The 25,170-nt window shown below is 59.4% G+C and carries 28 protein-coding genes and 4 pseudogenes; 18 read left to right on the forward strand and 14 right to left on the reverse strand.

Annotated features, from left to right (window positions below):
- On the reverse strand, positions 1 to 1,202 hold a 1,202-nt coding region (locus LB565_RS27640; RefSeq protein ID WP_224589258.1), incomplete at its 3' end, for a beta strand repeat-containing protein.
- A gap of 494 nt (positions 1,203 to 1,696) precedes the next feature.
- Between LB565_RS27640 and LB565_RS27645 the strand changes: the two genes are divergently transcribed.
- From LB565_RS27645 to LB565_RS27685, 9 genes and pseudogenes are all read left to right on the forward strand, one after another.
- On the forward strand, positions 1,697 to 3,439 hold the full coding sequence (locus LB565_RS27645) for a type I secretion system permease/ATPase (protein ID WP_224589259.1): 1,743 nt from the start codon (positions 1,697 to 1,699) through the stop codon (positions 3,437 to 3,439).
- A complete protein-coding gene (locus LB565_RS27650) occupies positions 3,436 to 4,782 on the forward strand; it encodes an HlyD family type I secretion periplasmic adaptor subunit (RefSeq protein WP_224589260.1) in 1,347 nt (448 codons plus the stop codon). Before LB565_RS27645 ends, LB565_RS27650 begins: the two co-directional genes overlap by 4 nt.
- A 371-nt stretch (positions 4,783 to 5,153) precedes the next feature.
- On the forward strand, positions 5,154 to 5,333 hold the full coding sequence (locus tag LB565_RS27655) for a hypothetical protein (protein ID WP_224589261.1): 180 nt from the start codon (positions 5,154 to 5,156) through the stop codon (positions 5,331 to 5,333).
- Positions 5,334 to 5,335: 2 nt separating this feature from the next.
- On the forward strand, positions 5,336 to 5,662 hold the full coding sequence (locus LB565_RS27660; RefSeq protein WP_224589262.1) for a DUF736 domain-containing protein: 327 nt from the start codon (positions 5,336 to 5,338) through the stop codon (positions 5,660 to 5,662).
- A gap of 296 nt (positions 5,663 to 5,958) precedes the next feature.
- A complete protein-coding gene (locus LB565_RS27665; protein WP_224589263.1) occupies positions 5,959 to 6,240 on the forward strand; it encodes a helix-turn-helix transcriptional regulator in 282 nt (93 codons plus the stop codon).
- A gap of 17 nt (positions 6,241 to 6,257) precedes the next feature.
- A complete protein-coding gene (trbF, locus tag LB565_RS27670; protein WP_224589264.1) occupies positions 6,258 to 7,262 on the forward strand; it encodes a conjugal transfer protein TrbF in 1,005 nt (334 codons plus the stop codon).
- A complete protein-coding gene (gene trbG, locus LB565_RS27675) occupies positions 7,259 to 8,323 on the forward strand; it encodes a P-type conjugative transfer protein TrbG (RefSeq protein ID WP_224589265.1) in 1,065 nt (354 codons plus the stop codon). Before trbF ends, trbG begins: the two co-directional genes overlap by 4 nt.
- A complete protein-coding gene (locus tag LB565_RS27680) occupies positions 8,320 to 9,456 on the forward strand; it encodes a TrbI/VirB10 family protein (protein WP_224589266.1) in 1,137 nt (378 codons plus the stop codon). The genes trbG and LB565_RS27680 overlap by 4 nt, the downstream gene beginning before the upstream one ends.
- Positions 9,457 to 9,458: 2 nt before the next feature.
- Positions 9,459 to 9,671: pseudogene (locus LB565_RS27685) on the forward strand (DUF2274 domain-containing protein); the annotation flags it as partial.
- 245 nt (positions 9,672 to 9,916) lie between these two features.
- Here the strand turns inward: LB565_RS27685 and LB565_RS27690 are convergent.
- Entirely contained in the window at positions 9,917 to 10,570 is a 654-nt protein-coding gene (locus LB565_RS27690) for a TetR/AcrR family transcriptional regulator (RefSeq protein ID WP_224589267.1), read from the reverse strand.
- A gap of 82 nt (positions 10,571 to 10,652) precedes the next feature.
- Between LB565_RS27690 and LB565_RS27695 the strand changes: the two genes are divergently transcribed.
- Together LB565_RS27695 and LB565_RS27700 are read left to right on the forward strand one after the other, a co-directional pair.
- Positions 10,653 to 11,177, forward strand: coding sequence for a cupin domain-containing protein (locus tag LB565_RS27695; protein WP_224589268.1), 525 nt, complete (start codon positions 10,653 to 10,655; stop codon positions 11,175 to 11,177).
- A 22-nt stretch (positions 11,178 to 11,199) separates the two neighbouring features.
- Positions 11,200 to 11,424 (forward strand): annotated as a pseudogene (locus LB565_RS27700) (efflux RND transporter permease subunit); the annotation flags it as partial.
- A gap of 243 nt (positions 11,425 to 11,667) precedes the next feature.
- On the opposite strand, the gene LB565_RS27705 reads toward LB565_RS27700, so the two are convergent.
- Positions 11,668 to 11,847 carry a hypothetical protein gene (locus tag LB565_RS27705; RefSeq protein WP_224589269.1) on the reverse strand — a complete coding sequence of 60 codons (180 nt, stop codon included), beginning with the start codon at positions 11,845 to 11,847 and terminating at the stop codon, positions 11,668 to 11,670.
- A gap of 124 nt (positions 11,848 to 11,971) precedes the next feature.
- Positions 11,972 to 13,141, reverse strand: coding sequence for an amidase (locus LB565_RS27715; RefSeq protein ID WP_224589270.1), 1,170 nt, complete (start codon positions 13,139 to 13,141; stop codon positions 11,972 to 11,974).
- Positions 13,142 to 13,744: 603 nt separating this feature from the next.
- On the opposite strand from LB565_RS27715, the gene LB565_RS27720 reads away from it, so the two are divergent.
- Complete coding sequence (locus LB565_RS27720; RefSeq protein WP_224589271.1) at positions 13,745 to 14,167, forward strand: SgcJ/EcaC family oxidoreductase; 423 nt, start codon at positions 13,745 to 13,747, stop codon at positions 14,165 to 14,167.
- 56 nt (positions 14,168 to 14,223) lie between these two features.
- Here the strand turns inward: LB565_RS27720 and LB565_RS27725 are convergent, their stop codons facing one another.
- Entirely contained in the window at positions 14,224 to 14,724 is a 501-nt protein-coding gene (locus LB565_RS27725; RefSeq protein WP_224589272.1) for a MarR family winged helix-turn-helix transcriptional regulator, read from the reverse strand.
- Between the two features lie 182 nt (positions 14,725 to 14,906).
- On the reverse strand, positions 14,907 to 15,293 hold the full coding sequence (locus tag LB565_RS27730; protein WP_224589273.1) for a hypothetical protein: 387 nt from the start codon (positions 15,291 to 15,293) through the stop codon (positions 14,907 to 14,909).
- Positions 15,294 to 15,394: 101 nt separating this feature from the next.
- On the opposite strand from LB565_RS27730, the gene LB565_RS29920 reads away from it, so the two are divergent.
- The gene (locus tag LB565_RS29920; RefSeq protein ID WP_263488676.1) at positions 15,395 to 15,529 is read left to right on the forward strand and encodes a hypothetical protein; all 135 of its coding nucleotides are present in this window, start codon (positions 15,395 to 15,397) and stop codon (positions 15,527 to 15,529) included.
- Positions 15,530 to 15,629: 100 nt separating this feature from the next.
- Here LB565_RS29920 and LB565_RS27735 read toward each other — a convergent pair whose 3' ends face one another.
- Complete coding sequence (locus LB565_RS27735) at positions 15,630 to 15,785, reverse strand: hypothetical protein (RefSeq protein ID WP_224589274.1); 156 nt, start codon at positions 15,783 to 15,785, stop codon at positions 15,630 to 15,632.
- Positions 15,786 to 16,545: 760 nt separating this feature from the next.
- Between LB565_RS27735 and LB565_RS27740 the strand changes: the two genes are divergently transcribed.
- The gene (locus LB565_RS27740) at positions 16,546 to 16,761 is read left to right on the forward strand and encodes a hypothetical protein (protein ID WP_224589275.1); all 216 of its coding nucleotides are present in this window, start codon (positions 16,546 to 16,548) and stop codon (positions 16,759 to 16,761) included.
- Positions 16,762 to 16,844: 83 nt separating this feature from the next.
- Complete coding sequence (locus LB565_RS27745; RefSeq protein WP_224589276.1) at positions 16,845 to 16,994, forward strand: hypothetical protein; 150 nt, start codon at positions 16,845 to 16,847, stop codon at positions 16,992 to 16,994.
- A gap of 273 nt (positions 16,995 to 17,267) precedes the next feature.
- On the opposite strand, the gene LB565_RS27750 is transcribed toward LB565_RS27745, so the two are convergent.
- Both LB565_RS27750 and LB565_RS27755 read right to left on the reverse strand, forming a co-directional pair.
- A complete protein-coding gene (locus tag LB565_RS27750; RefSeq protein ID WP_224589277.1) occupies positions 17,268 to 18,908 on the reverse strand; it encodes a recombinase family protein in 1,641 nt (546 codons plus the stop codon).
- Between the two features lie 276 nt (positions 18,909 to 19,184).
- A complete protein-coding gene (locus LB565_RS27755) occupies positions 19,185 to 19,709 on the reverse strand; it encodes a hypothetical protein (RefSeq protein ID WP_224589278.1) in 525 nt (174 codons plus the stop codon).
- Between the two features lie 261 nt (positions 19,710 to 19,970).
- Here LB565_RS27755 and LB565_RS27760 point away from each other — a divergent pair, with 261 nt between their 5' ends.
- Complete coding sequence (locus tag LB565_RS27760; protein ID WP_224589279.1) at positions 19,971 to 20,897, forward strand: ArdC family protein; 927 nt, start codon at positions 19,971 to 19,973, stop codon at positions 20,895 to 20,897.
- On the opposite strand, the gene LB565_RS27765 is transcribed toward LB565_RS27760, so the two are convergent.
- From LB565_RS27765 to LB565_RS27780, 4 genes are all read right to left on the reverse strand, one after another.
- The gene (locus LB565_RS27765; protein ID WP_224589297.1) at positions 20,818 to 21,165 is read right to left on the reverse strand and encodes a hypothetical protein; all 348 of its coding nucleotides are present in this window, start codon (positions 21,163 to 21,165) and stop codon (positions 20,818 to 20,820) included. The two genes, LB565_RS27760 and LB565_RS27765, sit on opposite strands and share 80 nt — an antisense overlap.
- On the reverse strand, positions 21,056 to 21,472 hold the full coding sequence (locus LB565_RS29980; protein WP_224589299.1) for a hypothetical protein: 417 nt from the start codon (positions 21,470 to 21,472) through the stop codon (positions 21,056 to 21,058). The genes LB565_RS27765 and LB565_RS29980 overlap by 110 nt, the downstream gene beginning before the upstream one ends.
- A gap of 2 nt (positions 21,473 to 21,474) precedes the next feature.
- Positions 21,475 to 21,951, reverse strand: a complete 477-nt coding sequence (locus tag LB565_RS27775) for an integrase (RefSeq protein WP_224589280.1) — start codon at positions 21,949 to 21,951, stop codon at positions 21,475 to 21,477.
- A gap of 87 nt (positions 21,952 to 22,038) precedes the next feature.
- On the reverse strand, positions 22,039 to 22,794 hold the full coding sequence (locus LB565_RS27780; protein ID WP_224589281.1) for a helix-turn-helix transcriptional regulator: 756 nt from the start codon (positions 22,792 to 22,794) through the stop codon (positions 22,039 to 22,041).
- Between the two features lie 97 nt (positions 22,795 to 22,891).
- Here LB565_RS27780 and LB565_RS27785 point away from each other — a divergent pair, with 97 nt between their 5' ends.
- Both LB565_RS27785 and LB565_RS27790 read left to right on the forward strand, forming a co-directional pair.
- Entirely contained in the window at positions 22,892 to 23,290 is a 399-nt protein-coding gene (locus tag LB565_RS27785) for a VOC family protein (protein WP_224589282.1), read from the forward strand.
- A 119-nt stretch (positions 23,291 to 23,409) separates the two neighbouring features.
- A pseudogene (locus LB565_RS27790) lies at positions 23,410 to 23,529 on the forward strand (antirestriction protein ArdC); the annotation flags it as partial.
- Positions 23,530 to 23,697: 168 nt separating this feature from the next.
- On the opposite strand, the pseudogene dinB reads toward LB565_RS27790, so the two are convergent.
- Positions 23,698 to 24,734 (reverse strand): annotated as a pseudogene (gene dinB / locus LB565_RS27795) (DNA polymerase IV).
- Between the last annotated feature and the right edge of the window lie 436 nt (positions 24,735 to 25,170).

Here is a 25,170-nt window from a genome sequence, read left to right on the forward strand (position 1 = left end):
AGCGTCGCGCCCGCGCCGATCGTCGCGTTGACAGTATTGGAGCCGGCGGTGAAGGTCACCGTGTCATTGCCGGTCCCGAGTGTTACCACGTTGCCGCTGCCGCCGTTGACGGTGAGGTTCAGACCATTTTTTAGGGTCAGGCCTTCACCGGTTCCCGAGAGCGTGACGTTCTCGACGCCGCCGAGGGTCACGAGGGTATTGAGATCGAAGGATCCCGATCCGGAGAGGACCAGCGTGTCGGTGCCGTTGCCGCCGGTGAGGCGATCGCCCGCGTTCAGCGTCGCGCCCGCGCCGATCGTCGCGTTGACAGTATTGGAGCCGGCGGTGAAGGTCACCGTGTCATTGCCGGTCCCAAGTGTTACCGCGTTGCCGCTGCCGCCGTTTACGGTGAGGTTCTGACCATTTTTCAGGGTCAGGTTTTCACCGGTTCCCGAGAGCGTGACGTTCTCGAAACCGGTGAAGGTCGCAAGCGTGTTGAGGTTAAGCGATCCCGATCCGGAGAGGACCATCGTGTCGGTGCCGCTGCCGCCGTTGAGGCGATCGCCCGCGTTCAGCGTCGCGCCCGCGCCGATCGTCGCGTTGACTGTGTTGGAGCCGGCTGTAAAAGCCACCGTGTCATTGCCGGTCCCGAGGGTTACGGCGTTCCCGCTGCCGCCGTTGACGGTGAGATTCTGACCGTTCTTGAGCGTGAGGCTTTCACCTGTGCCGGTGAGAGTGACATTCTCGAAACCGGTGAAGGTCGCAAGGCTGTTGAGGTTAAACGATCCCGATCCGGCGATGTTGAGTGTGTCCGCCCCGCTGCCACCCGTCAGGGCATCGCCATTGTTCAGGGTCGCGCCGGCTCCGATCGTCGCGTTCACCGTGTTGGAGCCGCCGGTGAAAGTCACCGTGTCATTGCCGGTCCCAAGCGCCACCGTGTTGCCGCTGCCTGCGCTGACAATCAGATTTTGACCATTCTTCAGGGTCAGGTTCTCACCCGTGCCGGTTAAAGTGACATTCTCGAAACCAGTGAAGGTAGCCAGGCTGTTGAGGTCGAACGATCCCGATCCGGAGATGCTGAGAGTGTCGACGCCGCTGCCGCCGGTCAGCCGATCGCCGCTGTTTAGCGTCGCGCCCGCGCCGATCGTCCCAAACACGGTGTTCGCACTTGAGCCGCTGAAAGTGACGCTATCATTGGCTGTTGTGAGCGTTCTTGATGGCATGACGTCCTCCCCGATTCTTGTTTTGAGCCGGCAGCCGAAAACGCAGAGACCTGACTAAGAGCCGCTCAGGATCTCAGAGTGTTACGCCGCTCAGTATTTCCCTGTGGGAATTTTTGCCCCGAATTTCTGCCAGCGTGCCGACCATCGTATGCCGAAAGGACGGGCGCCGGGGCAAACGCAACTGCCTTAAGCAGAATACGCAAGATATGACATGCGGAGCGCATTGCAACGATGTCCCACCTGGAGCTAAATAAGAAAGCACTAATGCAATAAAGAGTCGAGAGGAGAACGTGCGCCAACTCCAATTTCGTGAAGGCACGATCGTGGCAAAGTTGGAGGAGGCCGCTACCATCTCACTCGTATACCCAACGAACGATGGCTGCCGCCCTGTAAAGCCACTTGGGAAATTGGCGAGAGATCGAAAAGCGACAATCTAGAAGGAGGCCTGGGGGCGGTTCAGCCCGACCTTTCCACACAGCTAGGGGGAAATCAATTTGGGTAAACTCCACAACGAATTGAAGACGATCTCCAAAAGCGTGATTGAGATGGGGCTGTTCTCCGCCGCCATGAACGTCTTGATTTTGATTACTCCACTCTACATGATACAGATCTACGATAGGGTAATACCATCGTCAAATATTAACACACTGTTATATTTGAGTTTAATTGCGACACTCTGTGTCTTCCTTTTTGGTATCCTAGAAGTGCTTAGGGGAATATACGCAAGTCGCCTCGCGGCGCGGCTTGACGTGAATTTTGGCCCGACATCCTTTCTTGCTGCCATGAATGGACCGCGGGCTGGACTTGGGGATGTCCAAGCGCTGCGTGACCTAGCCACGGTGCGGGGGTTTGTCGCCTCGCGAACACTCTTCTATCTGTTTGATCTACCGTTTGGCCTACTCTTCATTGGGCTGCTGTATTTCATTCACCCGTTACTGTTCCTCGCGACCGCCGTCGGAGCGGGTTTCATGGTTGCCATTGCAGTGTTGAACCAAGCGGTGACTTCAACCTCAAGCAGAGGAGCCGCAGAAAACCTTGCTGCGGCGATGAATTCGGCCCAGGCCTTTTCGCGAAATTTCGAGACGGTTCGCGCGCTGGGCATGGTATCTAACGCGATTGAGTTCTGGGGCGTCCGCTTTTCGGGCTTCCTGCACGCCTCTGATCGAGTTGCCCGCGTCAATGCCTTCTATGGAGGTCTCTCCAGAGCCACGCGAACCGGCCTGCAAATCGCGATACTAGGGGCCGGAGCTTACTTGGTTCTCCACAACGAAATCACTGCGGGCATGATATTCGCTTCTTCGATGATAGCGGCTCGGGCTTTGCAACCTCTTGACCAGATAATTGGAAGTTGGCGGCAAATTGTCGAAGCCAACACGGCATGGAATAGGCTTTCGGTCGCGGCACGCGGCCCGGGGAATTGGCATGACGTGGCGCTGCCGACCCCAAGAGGGGCGTTGACCGTCGATCAAGTCATTTATCAGGTTCCCGGCTCGACCGACGGCTTGCTACCCCTAATTAAGCGGGTGAGCTTTGAAGTGGCAGCGGGGGAAACGGTTGCCATCGTTGGGCCCTCCCAAGCTGGCAAGTCAACTTTGGCGCGTCTGATCGTCGGTGCCATCGAGCCTCGGTCGGGGGCGATCCGGATCGATGGTGGTGAAATTCGGAATTGGGACCCGGAGGACCTCGGCCGGCACATCGGCTATCTCCCCCAGGACGTGGAACTCTTCCCAGGCACCATCGGCCAGAACATTGCTCGTTTTACCCCGGATGCGTCGGATGCAAGCATAGTTGAAGCGGCGTTGCGCGCGCAGGTTCATGATCTCATCCTCGGTCAAAAGCACGGATACTCTACTTTGATCGGTCCTACCGGCGTTCGCCTCTCTGGCGGCGAACGCCAACGCATTGGTCTCGCGCGCGCCTTCTATGGCGAACCAAAAATCCTGGTTCTTGATGAGCCAAATGCAAATCTTGATGCGCTCGGCGAGGCAGCACTCGAGCGGGCTATTATGCAAGCCCAAGCGCAGAAGAGAACGGTGATCGTGATAACTCACCGGCCGTCTCTTGCCGCCAAATGCGATCGCATTCTCATGCTGTGTAATGGCCAAGTCGAGATCTTTGGCCCCAGCAAGGAAGTGCTCGACGGGCTGGCCCAGAGACAGAGCCAGGTGCTTCCATCGGAAGTGTCTCAATCCGTTCCGCCGCACCTTCCTCATATTGACAAGGATAGGCACCAATGACGGCTCGAAGCGAATCCGGGCAGCTTGTGGCACAGGCGTATCGTTGGCAGGACAGCGTCGATACGGGCACAAACCGGATCGTCCTGGCTGCCTTCGGGGTCGTGATTGCGTTTCTAGTTGGATGCGGGGTTTGGGCAGCCACGGCGCCGATTGCGGGGGCAACGATTGCGCCTGGCGTAATTGTGGCCGCAGGTCAAAACGTTATGATCCAGCATCTCGAAGGAGGGATAGTCCGCAGCATCAGAGTGCGGGAGGGGGATAGGGTTTCAAGAGGCCAGGCCCTTATTGTGCTTGATCCGATACTTGCTCAGGCACAACTAAACCGTGTCCTTAAACAATGGGTTGCGCGGAAGGCTGAAATCGCGCGGCTCGAGGCAGAGCGCGATGGGTTAAAGGAAATCGTATTTCCCAAGGATCTAGGCGGGTATTCAGATGCTTCGGAGTTCAGTGACGTCCTCCGGGAGCAGAGCAAGGAATTCCTAGCTCGGCTCGCCCGTTACACCGCCGAAGCGGAAATTTTGAAACAACGCGTTACAGCTCTTCAGGAGTCTATTGGAGGACTAAGGGCTCAGGAGAAGGGAATGGAGAATCAACTTACGATCGTCAACGAAGAGACGGATCGTAAGAAAAAGCTGTTGGAGAAGGGCCTGACAAATCGTTCCGAGTATACGGATCTGCTGCGCAGCAGTGCTGAACTGGCGGGTCAGACTGGATCGCTGGAAGCGCAGATTGCGAGCTCTGAAACTCAGATTGGAGAAGCTCAAGAGCAAATCGAGCGACTGACGACCAGTCGCGTTGAGGACGCCGACGGGGAACTTAACAAGGTTCGCGCGGATGTAGCTGATCTTGAGGAACAAATAAATGCCGCTCGATCGGTGCTCGATCGCACTACCATCCGGGCGCCGGTCGACGGCATCATCGTTCGATCCCTCTATAACTCGGAAGGCAGTGTCATTCGGGCTGGCGAGGCAGTGATGGAGCTTTTGCCCACGACGAACGAATTGATCGTCGAGGCCAAAATAAAGCCGGAAAACATCGACGCGATCCGGGTGGGGCAAGACGCAAATATGATGTTCACGGCCATGAATACGAGAACCACACCAAAAGTGCCTGGAAAAGTGTTTTACGTTTCCGCGGATCGGTTAGTGACGCCCAACACGGGACTGTCGTACTACACGGTACGCCTTCGAATGGTCGACCAATTGCCGCCACAGATCAAACCAGATCAGATCTACCCAGGAATGCCGGTGGAGACATTTATCTCAACGGGCGAGCGAACATTCCTGGACTATCTTGCCAAACCGCTGTCGGATTCGTTTCAGCGGGCTTTCCGGGAACGTTAACTTCATGATAGCGGCGCAATTCTCCAGCTCGAATGCGAGCATCGGGCTTTTTATTAGGAGACCGCTAATGTTAGTTGGACCTGCCGCTCGGTTTGCATGCAAATTGCAATTTCATCCCTAAAGCAGTCGGTCCGCATTCGGCCCCAAATAAACATTCATGGTCGTCGTCATGGGGGCTTGTCAGCGGGCAGGCGAAGGCCTTGATGTAGACAAGCCATTGTAGCTCAGAGATATTGGCCAACTAATCCGGTTCTTTCTGAGCCACCGACGCCGCCAGCGCCTCCGTTTTACATTTAACGGAGCACACCAACGGCCTCTCGAACGGGCTGATCTGGCCGAAGGACGGCTGAGCCTCGACCGCCTATACCGCAATGGCGCGTCGCGAGTTTCTTCCCCTGGGCGAAGCCCATTCCTCGCGCAACCGAGAAACGCGCGCCTGCGCCATCCTGCGCTTTGCTACGGTCGCAAGCGATGCGGCAGCGGTCGCCTTCGGCCTCACGATCGCCATCGAGGCCGCATGGTGCGGGCTCGGAAACGAGAACGGAGACTGAAAATGGCTACCATCGGCACCTTCAAGAAGACCAATGAGAACGAGTTCACCGGCGAGATCATCACCCTTAGCGTCCAGGCCAAAGGCGTGCGCATCGTCCCCGATACCCGGGCGAGCGGCGAGAACGCTCCAAGCCACCGCGTGGTGGTCGGCAAGGCCGAAATCGGCGTCGCCTGGTCCAAGCGCTCCAACGAGGGCCGTGACTATCTCGGGCTTAAGCTCGACGACCCGAGCTTCACCGCTCCGATCTACGCCAACCTCTTCGCCGACGAGGAAGGCGAGGGCCATAGCCTCATCTGGTCCCGCCCCAACCGCCGCAACGGCGAGTGAATCGGCAGACGCCTCGCCCGGTACCGGGCGGGGCGTCTTCTGATGGCGCGAAAGCCTTCCGCGCCGCCGGTCTATCCGACCGGGTTCCTGTTACAGGATGCGCTGCTTGATACGAGATGGCGCGAAATGCTCGAGCGCGGCTACCGCCCATCGATGCACGCGCCTGCGCCACTCCCGACGGCCTCTTAGTGGTGCGAAATAGCGCCCCTCAATTGCGCACCTGATCACCGCCCCCTTGCTCCTCCATCCTGGCCATCGATCGCCGTTCAACCGCAACGGCCGGAAGGAGAAACCTCATGAACGCCGACGCCGCGCCACTGCCGCCGCGCTACCTGCGCACTTCTGAAGCCGCGCATTTCCTCAGTCTCTCGGCGCGCACGCTTGAGAAACATCGCACCTACGGCACCGGGCCTGCCTATCGCAAACTCGGCGGCCGCGTCGTCTACGCCGTCGACGACCTCCAGGTCTGGGTTCAGCGCGGCGCGAAGACCTCGACATCCGATCCGCACGGCTCGGTGCTGCCCGCCAAGCCTCAGGTCGCCCGCCTGATCCCCTATGCGGGGCGCGAAAGGCGCTGAGCCCGCTGATTTCCCCCTTGTCTGCCAGACCACGTCCACCATTGGAGCGCGAACAGCTCGACCTGTTTCAGGCGCTGCCGGGCGTCGTCGCGCCACGCGATGCGCAGGACCTCATGGCCTATCCCTTCTTCTCCCTCGCCAAATCCAGGCGCGTCGCGCCGATCGACTTTCACGCCGGCGATGTGGCGATCCGTGTCGAAGCTATGCCCGATCACGGCATGGCGACGATCTGGGATGCCGATATCTTGATCTGGGCCGCGAGCCAGATCGTCAGCGCGCGGGATGCCGGGCTGCGCACATCCCGCCTGATGGCTGCGACGCCATACGAGATGCTTACCTTCATCGGCCGCGGCGTCTCCAAGCGAGACTACCTGCGCCTCAAGGCGGCGCTGGATCGCCTGCAGTCGACGAGCGTCGTCACCTCCATCCGCCAACCCGCCGAAGGCCGTCGCCATCGCTTCTCGTGGATCAACGAATGGCAGGAGCGCTCGGGTCGAGACGGCCGTCCGCTAGGTGTCGAACTGGTTCTGCCCGACTGGTTCTATCGCGCCGTCATGGTCGATAAGCTGGGCCAGCCTCAAGCGATCGAGCCCGCAACCGCCGACTATAAGCCGACCGATCCGCAGATCGCGTGGCATCTCGCCCGCTTTATCGAGCAGGTACGCTCCATCCCCGCTGACCCGATCATCCTGCGCCAGGACTGGCTGCGCGCCTATGATTGGACCACCGACCAGGGTGCGGCGGCGCTCAACGACTATGCCCGCGCAGCGGATCCTTTCGCCAAGGTCGGCAAGCAGCAGGTCGCGGTGGACATTTCTTCGGTCATCAGAGCCTCGCCGGGATCCTTTCGTGTCGCCTGGATCGAGCACCACTACGAAAACGGTCAGCTTTCAGACACCGAGCGCTGGACCGCGATCCTGACGATCGTGACGCAGATACCAAGCGACGCCGAACGGCTTCGCGCCAATCCGTTAGGCATTTACGTCAACGCCATCAACTGGTCGCGGGAGATGAGCCAATGAGCCCGACATCGCCTCTTGTTGCCGGCGCGACCTTCTCGAGATATCTGCTGTCGGCCATGCTGGCCTCGGGGACGGCGCTGCTTGCGGGTTGCGCCACGCCTGCGAAGAAGCCGCCGAAGATCAGCTACGATACCTATGTTCCGCCCTTGCCGCCGGCTCCGGCCGCCTCGACCGACCAAAGGCCGAAACCTCTTCGCGTGCCACCCGGCTGGGCGCCCACACGGGGCGGCGCCATCGGGCAAACGCCGGCCGCCCGTGTCGAGAACGCAAACGCCGCGGCGCGCGTGGAACCGCGCCGTGACGGCTACTACAACGCGATTCAGATCTACCCATGGAGCGAAGGAGCGCTCTATCAGGTCTACGCCTCACCTGGCCAGATAACGGACATCGCGCTTGAGCCGGGCGAGAGCCTGACCGGAGACGGTCCGATCGCGGCTGGTGATACCGCGCGCTGGATCATCGGCGACACCGAAAGCGGGTCCGGCACTGCCCGACGCGTCCACGTGCTGGTGAAACCCGCGCGGGCAGACATCACAACGAACCTTATCATTGCCACGGACCGGCGCAGCTATATGCTTGAGCTACGCTCAGGCGCGAAACCCTACATGCCTGCCGTTGCCTGGTCCTATCCGGCTCCGAAAGCGGGCCTCCTGCGGACGATCGCCACAACGCCGCTCATACCGGAGGTTTCGGCGCGAAACTATCGCTACGGCATTACCGGCGACAGCCCGCCCTGGAAGCCGGTGAACGCCTACGACGATGGGCGCAGGGTCTATGTCCAGTTTCCGCGGGGCATCGTGCAAGGCGAGATGCCGCCGATTTTCGTAATCGGTCCGGATGGCGACGCTGAAATCACCAACAGCCGCGTCTATCAAAACGTCCTGATCGTCGACCGCCTTTTCGGCGCGGCCGAACTGCGTCTTGGCGCCCGCAAGCGGCAGCAGACGGTAAGGATCGCTCGCACCGACGGAGGAAGAACCGATGGGTTGTGGCGGGGCCTAAGCGACAGCGCCGCGTCGAAGCTGTCGAACGCAACGCAAAGGGGAGCGCTGCGGCCATGAACGAGAAGAATATGGCCGTCGAATCCATGCGGCTTCGCGCCGACCCGCCGCGTGTGACGCGTCTGTCGCGCAAGATGCTCGCAGGCATCGGATTCGCCGCCGCCCTCGGTGTCGGCGGCGCGCTGATTTACGCTTTGCAGGACGCCAATACATTCAAGCAGGGCGAGGAGCTCTACCCTACCTCCAATCGGCCACCGGCCGACGGACTGACAAGACTGCCGCGCGACTATGCCGGCCCGATCCTTGGGCCGCCGCTGCCTGGCGATCTCGGCAGGCCGATCCTCGATGCTCAGAACAAGGGGCAGGCCGTCGTGCCCCCCTCAATCGCAAGCCCGGCGATTGACGAGACCGAGCAGCGCCGGCGAGCCGAAGAGGAAGCCGCCAGAACCTCGCGCGTCTTCTTCCAGACAGCGCAAGGAGATCCCAGGACCGCCGAAGCGTCCGCCCCTGCTGCTAGCGATCGTGCCAGTCAGAACGCTGCGCCAAATGCGCAGGATCGCCAGCTTTCCTTCCTGACCGCCGCCGCGGACCGGCGGACCGTAGCCCCAGACCACTTCACGCCTCCCGCGTCACCCTATGTGCTTCAAGCCGGTGCCGTGATCCCGGCCGCACTTATTACGGGTATCCGGTCGGACCTTCCCGGGCAGATCAGCGCTCAGGTGACCGAAAACGTCTATGACAGTCCTACCGGCCGCTCGCTGCTCATCCCGCAGGGCACTCGTATTATTGGGCAGTACGATAGCGGAATTGGTTCCGGGCAGCGCCGCGTGCTGCTTGTCTGGAATAGGCTGATCTTTCCCGACGGACGCTCCATCGTGCTGGAGCGGCAGCCTGGCGCGGACGCTCAGGGCTATGCCGGCCTGGAGGATGCCGTCGACTATCACTGGGGCGAGCTGTTCAAGGCCGCGGCGTTGTCGACCGTTCTGAGCGTTGGCGCGCAGGCCGGTTCTTCCGATCAAGATAGCGACATCGTGCGGGCTCTGCGAAGCGGCGCTTCCGATAGCGTCAGCCAGGTAGGCCAACAGGTCGTTCAGCGGCAACTCGCTGTCGCTCCGACGCTCACGATCCGGCCTGGGTTTCCCGTTCGCGTCCTCGTCACCCGCGACCTTGCCCTCGAAGCATACGGAGATTGACATTGGCCAAGTTGAAACTCGCAACGATCACCGACGACAAGCCAGTGAAGGTGACGGTGGAACTGCCGGCGCCCCTGCATCGCGATTTGGTGAAATACGCAGAGATCCTCGGGCGCGAGACCGGGCGGCCATCTGCCGATCCATCGCGCTTGATCGCGCCGATGCTTAAACAGTTCATCGCAACGGACCGCGGCTTTGCGAAAGCAAAAAAGGAGAAGGATTTTGAATCACAGGCGCCTGGCCAATCGCAACTTTTCTGGCCCGACCCCGGTTCGGCGCTTAAGGGCACAAACGGACATCAACCTGCCGACAATCCGGATGAAGCCATCGAAAATGATCCCGAGCCGACTTCGGCGTTGTGATGTTGGCCCGGTCGCCACCGTGTGCGGGAAAATTCGGGCCAGCTTCGCGAGGGCTACCAACGCTGGTAAAAATTAGATAGCGCCGTACACGCGTCCCGTTAGCAATCGGTCGCGTCGGTCTCGTGCTCGCCAGCCCACGTCGGAACGGCCGCTGACGCTTTGACGAGGACCAACGCCATCTCGATTGCTTCCTTGTCGCTTAGGGTTTCCGCCAGCGATTGCCAGGTCGCGAAATCGATGACGAGACCAATCGCCGCTTGGAGATACCGAGCGCCGTTCGATGCTGCCGGGGACCATGCCTCCGAGAGGATTTTGATGCTCCTGACGATCAGCTCCTGACGGCGGGCCAGGGCAGCCGCCACCACCGGCATCTCCCGATCGCGGTAGAGGTTTGCCAGAAGCCGCCGCTTGCGCCGGTAGTAGCCGTAGAGGCCGCGAAGGGCTTCCCGGAGCCGGCGCTCCGGATCGGCGACGGCGCGCCAAGTCTCCGGGTCGGGCGGAGGATCCTCAGCGAAGGAATAGGCGGTGCAGGCGGCAAAGATCGCAGCGTCGTCCGGAAAGTGCCGATAGACTGTCAGGCGCTGAACGCCCGCTTTCTTGGCAATCGCGCTGACTGTGGTTTGCGAAGGGCCGACGCTGCTATGCAGCTCGAACGCCGCCCGCGCCAAGGCAAGATGGGTCTCGTCGCGCTTCTCGGCCCGTCGGTGTAGCCGGTACTCGCGCTTTTGTTTCTGTTTTTTCAGTGAACGCACGTGATCACCGATATTGACTCCAGCCGGAATGCTCGCTATTGAGTGAACGTACGCGTATACTCAAATAAGCGCGGAGGATCAAATGCTCAACGCAGCATCCGTGGATAGCGCGTCGCGTCGTCTCCCTGAAGACGGCGGCGACAGAGTCTCCCTTGGCGGTCTCGGAATTCACTGGAAGATCGAGGGCGACGAGGCCGGAGGCCGCTTCGCCGTGGTCCATCATCCGCTGGCGCCGCGGGCGCTTGCCGCGCCCCTCCATCGCCATCACTGCGAAGACGAATATTCCTTCGTGTTGAAGGGAACGCTCGGGGCGTTGCTCGGCGACGATGTGATCACGGCCACGCCCGGCACCTGGGTGTTCAAACCGCGCGGCCAGTGGCACACATTCTGGAACGCGGGCGAAACGCCTTGCGAAATCATCGAGCTCATCTCGCCCGCCGGTTTCGAGAACTATTTTCGCGAACTCGCCGCCATTTGGCCGGATCGCTCGCAGGCCGTCCCCCTCCTTAAGAAGTATCAGTTGGATATGGACTTCGACAGCATCCCGAAGCTTTGCGCGCGGTTCGGATTGATCTCGGCGAGACCGGAAGCCGCCGCCTCTGCGTAACCGAGATCAAGCATCCTCGGGTCTCGTCGCCGTCCTGTTTCTCATTCTCGGGAATATCCGAGCGGCGATCGTCACCGCCTGTGTTATCCTGCTGTCGATGCTGTTCGCGATGACCGGAATGGTCCAGCAGGGGGTGAGGGCCAACCTGCTCAGGCTCGGTGCGATCGACTTTGAACTCATCGTCGACCACGCCCTCATCATCGTCGAGAACTGCCTGGGGTTGCTCGCGGAGGAGCAGCACCGTCGCCGACCGATAAACGCTGTCGCTCATCCGCTCGGAATGTCGCCTTTCGCACCATCGCGACATTTGCTGCGGTTGCACAGAGGCGGTCGGTGTCGGGGCGAAGCGGACATCACCGACGATTTATGAATACGCGCCCTAGGCAGAATGTCAGCTCTGAGAGGACAGCGATCGTCGCCAGCGATTTAAATCAGCTGCGAGGTCGTGCGGGACGGTATGGGAAGATTTCTGATTTTGGCCCACGAAAAATCAGTGAAATCCATAGTCTCGATAGAGGCGGAAACTCTTCCGCTGTACGCTTTGTAACAAAGTAGGTGCGTCCCAGATCGTCATCACGGCGATGACGGCGACGATGGCGAACAGCCGATTGTTGCGGTCGGTCATCCGACGGTAAACCTTAGAACCGAGCCAGCGCTTACTGATCTCCATCCGCTTTCACGAGCGGTTGGCGCCGCACGATGTCACGCAGCTCGAAGGCGAAGCGCTTGAGCGGCGACAGGCTTCACAGATTTTGGTCAGGATCGTGAAATGGGACGCCACCGGACCTATCGCCTCACGGCCGAATGAGGCTCGGTTGCTGTTGCTCCTGGACACGCTTTCCGAAGTTCAGAACGCTCAGGTCGGCACCGGCCGGACCGACGATTTGCAGGGCCACCGGCCCAAGCTGATCGTCAAATTCGAGTGGGATGCTGATGGCAGGTAGTCCAAAATAGTTGGCAAAAAAGGTGTTTGCAGGTGAGACGGCTTGATCACCGTCGCGACGCGCTTGCTCAACTGGCGGAACGGGATCCACGAGCGTCGGCAACACGATTATGTCCACGTCTGAGAACAGCCGCTCGTTGATAGCATAGCGTGCCGACTCGATTCCTGCGCGATCAAACCGCGCCTCCGAGAACGGCACTGTCACCTCCACACTCGAATCAACGATGCTCTTGATGGAGGACAGACCAGTTTCGAACTTGCGCCTCATTGCACCGGAAGCAGAATAGTTGCCCACCACTCCGAGCCGCAGCTTGTCTTTGGGCTCGGCAAGGACGCCCTCGGCCAAGATACCGAATACGACAGCAACATCCTCGACCACACGCGCCGTAATCGAAGTGTGGTTCAAGGCAACGATTGCGGGGTCGACTGGCTCCCCGCGAAGAATTCCAGCCGAGGAGATGCGACCGTAGCTGGGCTTGAAGGCCGTTACCGCACAGCAGGCCGCCGGGAGCCTGGCAGAGCCGACAGCATCGGTGTCGATGGTGGCAAAGCATATCCCCCTCGCGACCGCCGCTGCAGAGCCCCCGGACGAGCCTCCCGCGACGCGGTCTTTCATCCACGGATTGCGAACCGGACCAAAATAGCTTTCCAGGGATGTTGTCCCCATCCCGAGGGTGTGCATATTCGTCTTGCCCACGATCAGCGCCCCAGCCGATCGCAGCCGGCGCACCACATCAGCATCCTCAGCTGGAACGCGATTGGCGAACTTTTCCGAGCCCGCAGTCGTGCGCACCCCCGCGGTGTCGAAAAAGTCTTTGAGGCCGACCGGTACTCCGGCAAGAGGAAGGGCGGTTTTTCCCTTACTGGTGTCTTCCAGCATCACCGCAATGAAGGCGTTGAGCTCCTTGTTCGCATCAAGCCGCGTTTTGATGTCTCGCCGGATATCCTCGATCGTCAGTGCCTTGGTTTCAATTTGATGCCGGAGTTCAGTGATGGTCTTGGGTAACGGGTTTTTGTTCATGACAACCTCGCTTCTTGTTTGAGTGAGGAATGGGGAGCAGCCTTTCCAAGTAGTCCTTGAGCAGTGCGAACGACCAGTCCGCGACGCCAATTTTGCTCCAAGCTTTTGACGAAACAAACACTCCGGCAATACGGCCTGCGTGTAGGGGGCGATGTCCCGAGCTTACAGGCACGCCAACGGTGGAGAATTCAAAGCGGCTGAAGTCGCAGAGGTTTTGGAGCTCCGGACAAAATCCCGGATCAAGCAAGCCCGTGGAACTTCCGCCAAAGAAAGGGACGCCTCTTGCGCAGTCCAAGGCCAAGCGCATTATGTCGCGTCCGCGCAACAAGGAGTTCTTCGCCGTTGTTAGGCGGGCGCAAGCCGTCGGTTCTTTGTCTGAATGTGCGGCGCGTTCCTGCGCCGGCTCAGCCCTTCCTTGGTTCAACCGTTTCGCACGCGCCGTCCTTCGCCCGGGCCCCGCTTGAGCCTACCTGAAAATTTCTCTATGGTATCTTACCAGGAAGATATACCAGGTGAACCTCTGTCCTTTGCGATCTCCGGCGTTGTCCGTTGATGAGCGATATCACCAGGTCCCCGCACCATCAAAACGAGGCGAGAACCATCATGATCGAAATGAAACGAGCCGAGGCAGCCGCTGACAATTTCCAGGAGGCGTGGAATGGGCATGACATGACTGCGCTCGGAGCGCTATTTCATGAGGACGCTACGTTCGTAAACCGGTTCGGGCACCGTGTGCGCGGCGTTGATGAAATCATCGCGCTTCACGCGCCGATCCACAATACGGTCTACAGCGACTCTACACTGGAAAACGAGGTGATCGATGTGATCTCCATCAGTGATGGAGCGGCCGTTGTGCACTTCTGGAGTCGTCTCACGGTCGGGGCCGCGCATCCAGCAGGTTCGCATTCCGTGGATACTTTGATCCAGGCGGTGCTGACCCGCCATGAAGGATCATGGCTTATCAAAGCCTTCGAAAACGTTACTTTGACCAATCCGCGCACCGGCGAGCCCGTCCTGCGGAAATAGTGAGATTTTGCCTTGCCCGCACAGCTCGAGTGGGAACGGTTTTCGATTGAAGCAAGTCAGCGACGGGGAGTATCGCCGAGAGACTGCAGGAGTGTTCGGAGCAGATCGGCGAGTTGGTCGAGCTTGTCTCGATCAAGGCCCTCGAGCAGACGCACCTCATTGGCAATATGCGGGGCGAAGATAAGCTCGACCGTCGCGAGGCCTTGTTTTGTCAAGCGAACCTGCACAATGCGACGGTCGAGCGTGTCTGGAAATCGTTCGACAAGCTTCCTTGTTTCGAGCCGGTTGATGCGTTTGGTGATGGCACCGGATGTGACCATCAAGGCTTTGACAAGCTGCGTCGGCGTCAATCCATAGGGCGCACCCGACCGACGCAGAGTGAACAGGACGTCCACTTCGCTCGTATCTAAACCATACTGCCGGAAAAAACTCTGAAGTTCGTCCTCGAGCACGCGGGCAAGCCGCTGTGTGCGCCCGACTACTCCCACCGGCCAATTATCAACGTCGGGCCGCTCTCGGCTCCAGGCGTTTCGCACATCCTCCACAGCGTCGTTCACAGGACCTCGCTCGGGTCATTTCAAAAGTTTCTGTAAAGTATCTTATCGGAAAGAGACTACATTGAACCACGTTTTTTGAAGCTGCGCCGTGTGTGCCAGCCGCAAGCTTGCTGCCGAGCGTGCTTTCTGAGAACGGATATTTCGATCCTCGTGCTGAAACGGTCGCTGCACCGGTGAGGGAATTATTCCTGCCTCAGCCGACCATCAACCTCTTTCAGGAAATGAGCTTGATTGAGGAGCTTTTCCCAATCCGTACCGAAGCGCTCAATCAGATCACGAGCCTGTGCTTCCGTGAAATTCGCTTCTCGCGACAGTTGGCCGGCCAGGAGGTCGAATTCTCTGAGATCGGTCTCGGGCAAACTGCCATCGCGGTGCCGCATCGCCTGGGCGATAACCTCGAACACGCTGCCGACTTCCTCGTAAATCTCGCTGACCTCGATTCCCTCTCGGTCCGCAGCTTCCATCGCTTGGTCGGTCAGATCGCTTATCGCGGCAGGGTCGTCTGTCACCACTTCGGGCAAATGCTCTGCCATCCAACGCTCGAGGAAATTGGCGCCGCGTGTGCTCATTTTTCCACAAGCGGGAGGCGCATATTAGGTTCCGCTGATCTTAGTTGGACCTTGAACCTTCTCTTTCGGGGAGCGTTGCCATTGGATTCAGGAGGTTTCCGATGGCGTGTTTTCAAATTGAAGAGTTCTATGGCGAACGCATCGTTGCCAGGACATCTGCAGAGGCACCTGATGCCCTCAGCGCCGCAGAGACCCTGACGGGAAAGGCGATCTCCACCACGCCACATGGCTCGTGACAAGCCGCACAGCACCGCGCTTGATCGTAATCCCCAGATCCTTGCCACCGACCGTTACAGTGTCATCATCCATGCGCAGGACTTCCCCGGTTAGCGCGATCTACTGCCCGCTGCTGATGTTCGGCGACGTGTCCACGATCGAATGCGGCTGATGATAGGAAGGGATCAGCACCCTGACCCTGTCCTCTGTCACGCGCTTGCGGATTGTCTCGGTGATCGCAACCGTATCGCAGGGCCTGATGCTGCTCATCGCCATACCATGGCTCCTCGCGTTGCAACCGGCTCAGTCAAGTGATCGGTAATGGAACATCGGGCTATGGGTGAGGTTGATTGATCAGCCGGCGCGCTGGGCTGCTTCCTTTCAGAGCGCGTCGCGTCGGGTGGGTGCCTTCCGCAATCTAAGACTTCACACTCGATAAAGAGCCCGTCTAGTCTAGTGCACATGGCAGGCGGGCCCTTTCACATGCCGATAGACCATAGCAGGTAGCGCAATGGGACCTCAGTCCTCATTGCAGCACGAGGGATTATCGAACAACTCTTACTTACCGCCGAGTTTGAAACCACTTCCCCCCGGAATAAGTGTCGGCGGCCTAGGCCCGGCTCGCATAATCCTGTGTCACCCGCGATCTGCGAGCCGGGCTTTGCGCCGAAGCAGTTCCTCATTTGGCAGAATCCTTTGGCGGCTCCTCTGCAATGCTGAATTCGTGGACAGTGCCTTCGCGTTCGTCGACAACCCGAAACCAGTGCTCTTGCAAGGCCGAACGGCAAGAAATGAGAGGGCGGTCGGGCAAACTTACGCAGCGGACCGCCGGGCGCATCCTTGCTGATCTGCGGAGGTGACCAGGAGGCCGGCGACGACCTGGTACAGTTCACCCTGGAAACCGCCATTGACGAATACGCAAGTCGGCCGGCCGATGTGGGGCTGCTGTGACCCGGCTGCGCCCGACCGTCGCAGGAACAAAAGGCCCTGGCGCCGATTGGTTTTTTTGAAGGGACCAACCCCCGGAGGAAACGGGATGACGGTCGAACTTGTAGTTCTCGAAATGGCGGCTGCCCGGCAGCACGCAAAGCGAGCTGACCAGTCGCTGAAGCAAGCGACGGCTATGCTCGACGATAATCATGGCATGGCTGTGAGCATTGCGCTGTGCTGCCGCATCCGAAACGGGCGAGCGCGCGCGAAGGCAGCCAAGCGTCGCCTGCTGAAGATCGCCCCACCAACAACCGCGCAGTGACGAGCAACAACACTCATGCAGATCTCAGATTTTAACACCGCATCGATGCACGGGGCCAACTGTTCCGCGATGCCAAGACGGCCATGCTCGTGGTCCGGCTCCTGCACCAGATGGAGCGGACTGCGGCCGCGGTCGACGACGTCGAGGACGCGCTTGAGGAGTTTGCAGCAGCAACGCGCCCGCCGGTGACACACTTCACCCGGCTGCGGACGGGCGAAACGCTCGGGCTTTAGCCCACGCGACAGGCCGTCCGTCGAGGCGGGGAGGGAGCCCGCCGTCTCTACAGGGTATGGAGATAGACGGAGAAATTAGCACGGTTAGCGAAGTCCTCCAGTTGGCGAGCGAAATGAGAGGCTTAGAATCGGAGACCCACCCGCTGCGCGATAGTCATCCTCGAATTGGAAGGACCGATCTTGCGGTCATTCAAAAGCACATCAAGAGAATGTATCGACTTCAGCGATTGTGAACCGTGGACCATTGAGGAACCGAGAGAACAAAAGGCGCAGTTAGGTTGGCGTTACGGCTCTTTCGCCCCGAGGCTTCGAAGGGTCATAACGCAAGCCCTCTCGCAGCAGCTGCCGTGCCCTTATCCGCCCGTCACGGACGGTTTGTCCTCTGGTAGTTGGGAAACCTGCCAACTCGTACGCCTTCAGCATCGATCCAAAACGTTCGTCGAAAACGTGATGCTTGGGGAGATTCGGATCCCCATCCACTAGGGCACATGAAACGTATCCGAACGTAGCATGCAGACGCCGGATGCCATCCAGAAGCTCCGTATCTGAGTGCTTTGGACCCCGTTGGCTGACCCTACGCCGCGCTGCCCCTACCGTTCCTTTTTTGGTAGTTGGGAAACCTGCCAACTCGTAGGCCTTGATAATGGACCCAAATCGCTCGGCGAAAACGCGATAAACAGGCAGCTCTTGATCCGCATTGATCAGCGCGATTGTGATAAAGCCGAACTCGGCGTGTAGCCGTCGGATTCCGTTCAACAGCTCTTCATCGGTGTAGGTGCGACCTCGTTTTGCGATGGCCCGAAGCGACTGGAATCCGACCGTTGCAAATGCTGTCCGCAGGTTGCCGAAATGCTCGATATATGTTTGGACGCAGGGCGTGTATGGGCAATTGTCGATGATTGCGGAGGTGAGATTGTTCTTTTCTCTAAAGAGTCGCCTCAGTCTTTTTACCATGTCGCGTCTGGTATAGCCGTACCCTCGTTTGTGTCGGAACTCCCGCTGCGCTCTCGCAAACCGCTTGGGGTCTACAATCGGTTCCATTACCCGCGTCCTGACCCAGAGGCCGGGAGGATTGGGTTTGGCCGTCCCTCTCATTTTTTGGTTGGTTCTGTTGTAGACGTAGTACCCGATCATCAACTCGCTGCGTAGAACAGTCTTTACGCGCGCGAACGCCCATACGCACCCGTCCGTCGATGGCACCCTCTCATCGTTCAGTATCCTAACGATGCTACCGATGCTTCGCCTCTGATCGACAAACATCCGAAAGATGCGCCTAACGATCTTAAGCTCCTCAGGAGGTCCCGGAACGTAAATCACGCGGTCGGTACTCAACCCCTTTTCTTCGCCCGGCCCGAGGAGAAATCGGGGCCGACCATCGCTGCTAATCAACATTCGTCTGACCCCATAGGGCAGTGTGCCGCCCTGCTTAAACCCAAGGCGAGCCTGCTGTGTCTGCGCCCTTGAAATCTTCGCTGAGAGCTCCCGGCTGTACTCGCTTGCCATCACCCGCTTAAGGTTCTTGACGATGGCCGAAACCATGCTGCCGTCGTTTTCAAAAGGCTCTCCACAGTACTGGACAGCTACACCGGCATCTCGGCAGATGAATTCGTAGTGAGCGGATTGGTCGGTGTCCTGAAACCGCCCCCATCGGCTGACGTCAAGGACGAGGATTGCAGAATAGGTCCGTTGGCCAGTCACCACATCGGACAGCAGTTGCTTGAGGCCGTCCCTCCCTTTTAAACTTAGGCCACTTTTTCCGGCGTCGGCGTATGTCTGGACGATAGCGAAGCCTCTTGCCTCGGCATACTCGGCAATAGCGGCGATCTGATTCTCCAGCGAATAGCGCTGGTGTTCGGTTGACATCCGAATGTACTGCGCGGCCGGGATGCGAAGATCGGCTGTCAACTCAGTCACTATAGTGACCTCTCTTTCAACGTTCTACGCCCCTCTTCGGCGCGCATATTATAACCTCTGAATGTTTTCCCAGGAAGGTATTTGGGCGTTGCCGCACTAAGACTCAAATTATCGACATATGATCAAGAAAGCCAAATGTATTTATACGCGATCCGTATAATTCTGTTTTATACGCGATCGGGTATAATGCAACTCAGTCGCACGTGTTCGGAAATCGTGACAGGATTGGGGGAATCGATATCGATGACAACTTTGCGGTCGTTTCCCCCGGGCCGATCATTGAGCTGCGTTCGACGCTTGGATTATCGCCTCCTGCGCTTCGCTTTCCTGCCTCCAAACGATTTCGATGTGCTGGAATGATCCCTCAATGGAATTTACACGAGCGTAGAATGCAGCCTCGCTTTTCTGAAATGTAGCACAAGCTGCCTTCCAAACTAGGGCTGTGGTGACATCTGGATCATCGCCAATCTTGGCATTTGCGAGCGGCACACAGATTTGGTCGTACCTCGCTGTCTCGGTGAGTATGGATTTGGTCTGCCTTGTGAAATCAGTGTGTGCAGTTTCGACGCTGTCGTGAAGGTTGGATGCCGCGCCTTGGGCGTCGCTGATCCACATCGCTATGTCAGATCGCGCACTGTAAGCGTCCGGCCCTTTAATGATCGCCTTCTGCTTCGTAAGACCTCGACGCATATCCGCTGTGATGGTTCGATATTTCTGCTCGACCCGATCGAACCGCGAGAAATTTTTGTCCGCATAAGAACCGAAATCGGCAAGTCGCTCTGATAGGTCACGCAAGCCCACAAGCGCCTTCGCCAGCGGCGTCCGCCTCGTGGTGGCGGCTGAGAGCTCGCGTAATCCTCATCGATCCGGTCTTGGCGCGCCGGTCACGGCCGCCTCCTCAAGCTCGCCCGTCGAGGCAGGGCTCGGGTTGTGGCAGACGCTGCCGACCCGTCAACCCTGTTCCGCACCAGCACCGAGAACAGGGTTGTGACGGGCCGGCTTCCCGCGTCCGCCTCTGCCGCTTCGCCCTCGACGGAGAGGGGCGAGCTTGAGGAGCCAGCCATGACCACCAATCGCACATATGAGACCCGGACCGATATCTATGAGCGCGTCACCAGCCAGATCATCCCCGCCATCGAGGCCGGCGCCGACGACTATCGGATGCCCTGGCACCATGACGGATCGGCCATCACCACGCCTGTTAACGTCGCCTCGCAGAAGGCCTATCGTGGCGTCAACGTCATCGCACTCTGGGCCGCGGCGTACGCGATCGGCTATCCCGCCGGCATCTGGGGAACCTATCGCCAGTGGCGGGCACTGGGCGCCAAGGTCCGCAAGGGCGAGCGCGGCCATCTGGTCGTGTTCTGGAAGATTGCCGACCGCCACGGCGAGGCAGACACTGAGGACACTAATGAAGATCACGACGAGCCTGCCCGACGCATGTTCGCCCGCGGCTACACCGTCTTCAATTGTGCCCAGGTCGATGGCTACACGCTGCCCGAGATGCCGGTGCTGCCCGAGGCCGAGCGTATCGAGCAGGCCGAGCGGTTCTGTGCGGCGCTTGGCATCGACATCCGGCACGGTGGCTCACGAGCGTACTACAGACCGTCCACGGATCACGTGCAGATGCCCGAGTTTGCCTGCTTCCGCGATGCCGTCGCCTACTACGCCGTGCTGCTCCACGAATGCGGGCATGCCTCAGGCGCCAGCCATCGCCTCGATCGCGATCTCTCCGGACGTTTCGGCTCGGCGGCCTACGCCATGGAGGAATGCACGGTCGAGCTCCTGAGTGCCATGATCTGCGCCGACCTCAACCTCAGTGTCGAGCCGCGGCCCGAACACGCCGCCTATGTCGCGTCCTGGCTCGAAGTGCTTCGCGCCGAAAAGCGGGCCATCTTCACCGCCGCGGCTAAGGCGCAACAGATCGCCGACTGGATGCACGCCCAGCAGGGCAACACCCATCGCCACGACAACAGGGACGCAGCATAGGCGCGCCCCTACCAACCGGGGTGACACCAGCATCGTCAAGGCGCCGTCGCACCATGCTGGCCAGCATACCGAGCTTGCGATAAGGCGCGCGTGTTCGCACGAAGATCTCGCGGGCATCTATCGCAGGCCGCCCCGTCTGCAGATAGGCAAGCATCGCTTCACCCACCGGCACCATCAATGGCAGGAATGAGCATGCCCGCGTCTTGGTGTTCCTGATGCGGATCGATTCCGCCCGCCAGTCGATATCCTCGATCCGAAGATTGCAGATTTCGCCCGATCTCAGGCCGTAGGTCGCACGCAATTGAAGGATGGCGGGGGTCCCGCAACCCCGCCGGCGTCTTGTCCTCCCCCGACGCATGCAAAACGGCGGCGACCTGATCGGGCGTAAGGATCGACGGCACACCTTCATGGGCATAGAGCAAAGGGGCGATAACGTGGGGCGATAAATCGGTGGCCACGCGCCCAGTCCGATGGAGATAGCGCAGCATCGAGCGAAGGCGCTCCGCCACATCCTTCACAGATCTGCGCGTCTGGTGAGGGCTGCGCGTGTCCATGTAGCCATCGATGTCGCTCACTGTCATGTCATCAGGCTGTCGGGATCGTGCCGATCGATCTGCCAGGCCAGAAAGTTCCGCCCCTCCCACATCAACGCGTCGATGCTGGCGGCAGCAGGACCTCGTTCCTCGCGCAGCCAGGTCTCGTACTCCTCGCAGATGGCAAAGCGCACTGCCTCGGCAGCGCAGGTCGCCTTCGGTGCGGACGGCCATTGACCCTGTGCGAGCCGGAGCAACGCATCGATTCCGGAACGCGGAATCGAGTGCCAGTATGGTCCTGGAGATCGACCATAGCGTTCCTTGAACAGCGCGATTGCATAGCGCAGATATTCCGTTACCTCCGCTTCGCTCACGTTCGTGATCGGGATATTCCGCCGTAAAAGGTATTCAAGGAATCCGCGCACATAGACACAATAATTCCCGATTACCGTCGGGCTGTATTGCTGGCGGGATAGCACGGTCCTAAGCTCTGCGATCAGGTCGTAATTGCTATTCGACATACATGGCTCCTCTGCTGGTCAAAAAGACCGCAGAAGTTTGCCATCGGAAAGCAAAGGCCCCTCATCGGATATTTCCGCCCGTTGGTGTCATTGAGCGTCACTGTGCCGGCTTGGGATGTCGTCACCAAGCTTTGAAGGGCGGTCCAGTTGGAGATACCTTAACTGATCAGCCCGCCAGCTCTGCCAGCGCCGCCGAAGTTCACCTGACCGCAACCCTATCGGCTCCTTCATTATGTCAGCGCTCCGTATCCGCTCGCACCGAAAGTGGCGGAAGCCCTGCCGAAGTTCGCACCATGCGATAAGCAGGCGGCTGGTCTCCGCATAACCCAGCGTGACCGGCCAGACCACTCTCTCGGTCGTTTGTCCGGATAGATCACGGTAAACCAGTCGCAGTTTGCGCCCCTCGCGCACGGATTGGCGAAGTTTCACGGCGAGCGCGTCTTCAGGTGCTGGAGCCAACGGCGGTCTGGCGGTAACGCTCGCTTCGGCGACGAAGGGACGAAGATCTTCGGGGATCGCCGCGGTAATTTTGACAAGCAGATCGCGCGCGGCATTGGCAAGAAGGTGATCGGAATGGGCGGACACCCATTGCGCACCTAGAACAACCGCCTCTATTTCGTCCGCGGTGAGCATGAGCGGCGGCATGTCGTAGCTGCGGTCGAGTACGAAACCAAATCCCGCCTCTCCCTGGATGGGCACTCGCTGGCCAATCAGGTCGGCGATGTCGCGGTAGACCGTACGTTTGGAAACTTCCAGCTCTTCGGCAATCGCCGCTGCCGTCACGGCCCGATCTGTGCGCCGCAATATCTGGATGATTTGAAAGAGGCGATCGGCTCGACGCATTGCTGTTGACTCCTGTTGCCATAATGGTGGCAACAGGGCTGTGCGACAAGGCGTTAATTGGACGCCAACACGACGATACCTGACGAACGGAAACAAAATGAAACTCGCATCAGTCCGCCTCATCGCAGCCGATATCAAGCAGATGGTCGCGTTTTACGAAATGATCTTGGGCCGCAAGGCGGAGTGGCTTGCTCCAGTGTTCGCCGAGCTTGTCGGGCCTGGTGCAACGCTGGCAATCGGCGCACCTGAAACTGTAGCACTTTGGAAAGAAGGAAGCGGTGAGCCCGGGGCCAATCGCACGGCCTATTTGGAGATTCAAGTTGAGGATGTCGATGCGGAATTCGAGCGCCTGAAGGACAAAGTGCAACTGGTGCACGACATGAAGACGATGCCGTGGGGCAACAAGACATTTCAGTTCCGCGACCCGGAAGGAAACGCAGTCTCGCTTTACATGCCGGAAACGGAAGCCGCCAAAAAACGCTTCGCTACACGATAGATATGGCAATGGCCCCGGTACTCGACACGCTCTGAAATAATGCGGAGGAAGGTGGTCAGAAACCCTGGACTTCAGGCAATCTAGTCGCCTTCCTTCACATTATGGGCTGCTGCGGATAATTGAAAGTCCTCGCCGACGACAAGCGCGCGATCTTATCGGCCGCTGCCCATGCGCAGCGCGCCGTCGCTTTCCTGCATGGCTGTCAGCCGGAGGCCGCAGAAGGACGCGAGGCCGCCTGATGTTCCATCCATCAACCTTCGGAGGGCGGCCATATCTTCCCCCTCTGTTTAGCTCGGCCGTGCCGGCCGATGACTATGCCGCAGAAGCTATCCCAGATAATCGCGAAATCCGATCCCCATGCGGGCTGATCGGCAGAGCCGGCGGGGGCTTTTCTTTTCGCGGCGATCCTAAAGTTCGAACCGAAGTTGCCGTTTTTCCGGCGGCCACACATTGCCTAGCGACGAAAGCGTGATGCCCAACAGCCGGATTCCCTTCTGTACCGGAAACACCGACCTCAGGAGATCGGCTGCGAGGCGTTCGAAGTCAGAGAACTCGATTGGCACCGCCGCGGTGCGACTGCGCGTGATCTGCTGGAAATCGGCAAATTTGACCTTCAGCGTGATCGTCCGGCCGCGGATGCCCTTGCCTTCACAGTATCCCCAGACCTTGGCTGTCAGCTGCTTGAGTTCGGCGATTGCTGCTGGGAGCTCGGAGATGTCGGCTGCGAACGTATCCTCGGCGCCGATCGATTGGCGCCGCCGATCCGGCTCGACCGCGCGCTCGTCGATGGCGCGCGCGATCTGATAGTACCAGAGCCCAGACTTCCCGAAATGCTGCTGCAGGAAGGAGAGTGAGCGGTCCTTGAGATCGGCGCCGGTCTTGATGCCCAGCGCCTCCATCTTGGCGGCGGTCGCGGGATCCACACCATGAAATTTCTTCACCGGCAGCGTCTCCACGAAGGCCGGCCCATGACGGGGCGTGATGACGAACTGGCCGTTTGGCTTCTTCTGGTCGGACGCCATCTTGGCGAGGAATTTGTTATATGAGATGCCGGCGGAAGCGGTGAGACCGGTCACCAACAGGATCTTCGCCCTGATCATCTCGGCGATCGTCGTGGCAGACGAAACATTGAGCCTGTTCTGCGTCACGTCGAGATAGGCCTCGTCGAGCGAGAGCGGTTCGATGAGATCGGTATGTTCGGCGAACACCTCGCGGATCTGGGCCGAGACGGACCGGTAGACGTCGAAGCGGGGCGGCACGAAGACCAGCTCGGGGCATTGCGCTTTGCCGTGACCGACGGCATCGCGGAGCGAACGCCGAAGGCGCGAGCCTCGTAGCTTGCAGCAGCCACCACGCCGCGCGCGGCGGCCCCGCCAACGGCAAGCGGCTTGCCGCGCAACTCCGGATTGTCGCGCTGTTCGAAAGACGCGTAGAACGCATCCATGTCGACATGGATGATCTTACGCTGGTCGAGCCAGCAATCAATCTCGTTTGTTGTTTTCGGGTTCGCCAGACCATACGAGACGATACGAAGGATATGGGTTGGCTAACCATCCGCTAAGCCATTGATTTTCTTCGAAGGTCTCACACCCTCAGCGACTAACATAATCGTTATTCAGCAATGAGTTACGAAGCGGTTCGCCGAAATTGATTCAAGGCGCTGATGCAGCACTCGCTGACCGCAGTGAGCTTCTAAGAAATGGCAGCTCTGCGCTGATGCTGGACATAGAGGGAGGATTTGACGCTGCAAGAAATCCATATCGTCTGCACAAGACGAGGGGTTAGGGCTGGGCCCGGGCGCCCTCGAACCTATATGCGTGGTCCTATGGATCACAGAAAAACGGCCATTGAGCGCGCATTTGACCTGGCCAAGTCCGGGG

The organism is Mesorhizobium sp. CA14 (genome assembly GCF_020165195.1).
Taxonomy (GTDB): Bacteria; Pseudomonadota; Alphaproteobacteria; order Rhizobiales; family Rhizobiaceae; genus Mesorhizobium.

Coding starts and splice junctions, on each gene's coding strand:
- trbG (WP_224589265.1), top strand. CDS start 7,259: ATGAGCCCGACATCGCCTCTTGTTGCCGGCGCGACCTTCTCGAGATAT.
- LB565_RS27740 (WP_224589275.1), top strand. CDS start 16,546: ATGACGGTCGAACTTGTAGTTCTCGAAATGGCGGCTGCCCGGCAGCAC.
- LB565_RS27705 (WP_224589269.1), bottom strand. CDS start 11,847: ATGGAGATCAGTAAGCGCTGGCTCGGTTCTAAGGTTTACCGTCGGATG.
- LB565_RS27720 (WP_224589271.1), top strand. CDS start 13,745: ATGATCGAAATGAAACGAGCCGAGGCAGCCGCTGACAATTTCCAGGAG.
- LB565_RS27735 (WP_224589274.1), bottom strand. CDS start 15,785: ATGGCGATGAGCAGCATCAGGCCCTGCGATACGGTTGCGATCACCGAG.
- LB565_RS27660 (WP_224589262.1), top strand. CDS start 5,336: ATGGCTACCATCGGCACCTTCAAGAAGACCAATGAGAACGAGTTCACC.
- LB565_RS27695 (WP_224589268.1), top strand. CDS start 10,653: ATGCTCAACGCAGCATCCGTGGATAGCGCGTCGCGTCGTCTCCCTGAA.
- LB565_RS27785 (WP_224589282.1), top strand. CDS start 22,892: ATGAAACTCGCATCAGTCCGCCTCATCGCAGCCGATATCAAGCAGATG.
- LB565_RS27665 (WP_224589263.1), top strand. CDS start 5,959: ATGAACGCCGACGCCGCGCCACTGCCGCCGCGCTACCTGCGCACTTCT.
- LB565_RS27655 (WP_224589261.1), top strand. CDS start 5,154: ATGGCGCGTCGCGAGTTTCTTCCCCTGGGCGAAGCCCATTCCTCGCGC.
- LB565_RS27680 (WP_224589266.1), top strand. CDS start 8,320: ATGAACGAGAAGAATATGGCCGTCGAATCCATGCGGCTTCGCGCCGAC.
- LB565_RS27760 (WP_224589279.1), top strand. CDS start 19,971: ATGACCACCAATCGCACATATGAGACCCGGACCGATATCTATGAGCGC.
- LB565_RS27730 (WP_224589273.1), bottom strand. CDS start 15,293: ATGAGCACACGCGGCGCCAATTTCCTCGAGCGTTGGATGGCAGAGCAT.
- LB565_RS27780 (WP_224589281.1), bottom strand. CDS start 22,794: ATGCGTCGAGCCGATCGCCTCTTTCAAATCATCCAGATATTGCGGCGC.
- LB565_RS29920 (WP_263488676.1), top strand. CDS start 15,395: ATGGCGTGTTTTCAAATTGAAGAGTTCTATGGCGAACGCATCGTTGCC.
- LB565_RS27745 (WP_224589276.1), top strand. CDS start 16,845: ATGCTCGTGGTCCGGCTCCTGCACCAGATGGAGCGGACTGCGGCCGCG.
- LB565_RS27650 (WP_224589260.1), top strand. CDS start 3,436: ATGACGGCTCGAAGCGAATCCGGGCAGCTTGTGGCACAGGCGTATCGT.
- LB565_RS27715 (WP_224589270.1), bottom strand. CDS start 13,141: ATGAACAAAAACCCGTTACCCAAGACCATCACTGAACTCCGGCATCAA.
- LB565_RS27775 (WP_224589280.1), bottom strand. CDS start 21,951: ATGTCGAATAGCAATTACGACCTGATCGCAGAGCTTAGGACCGTGCTA.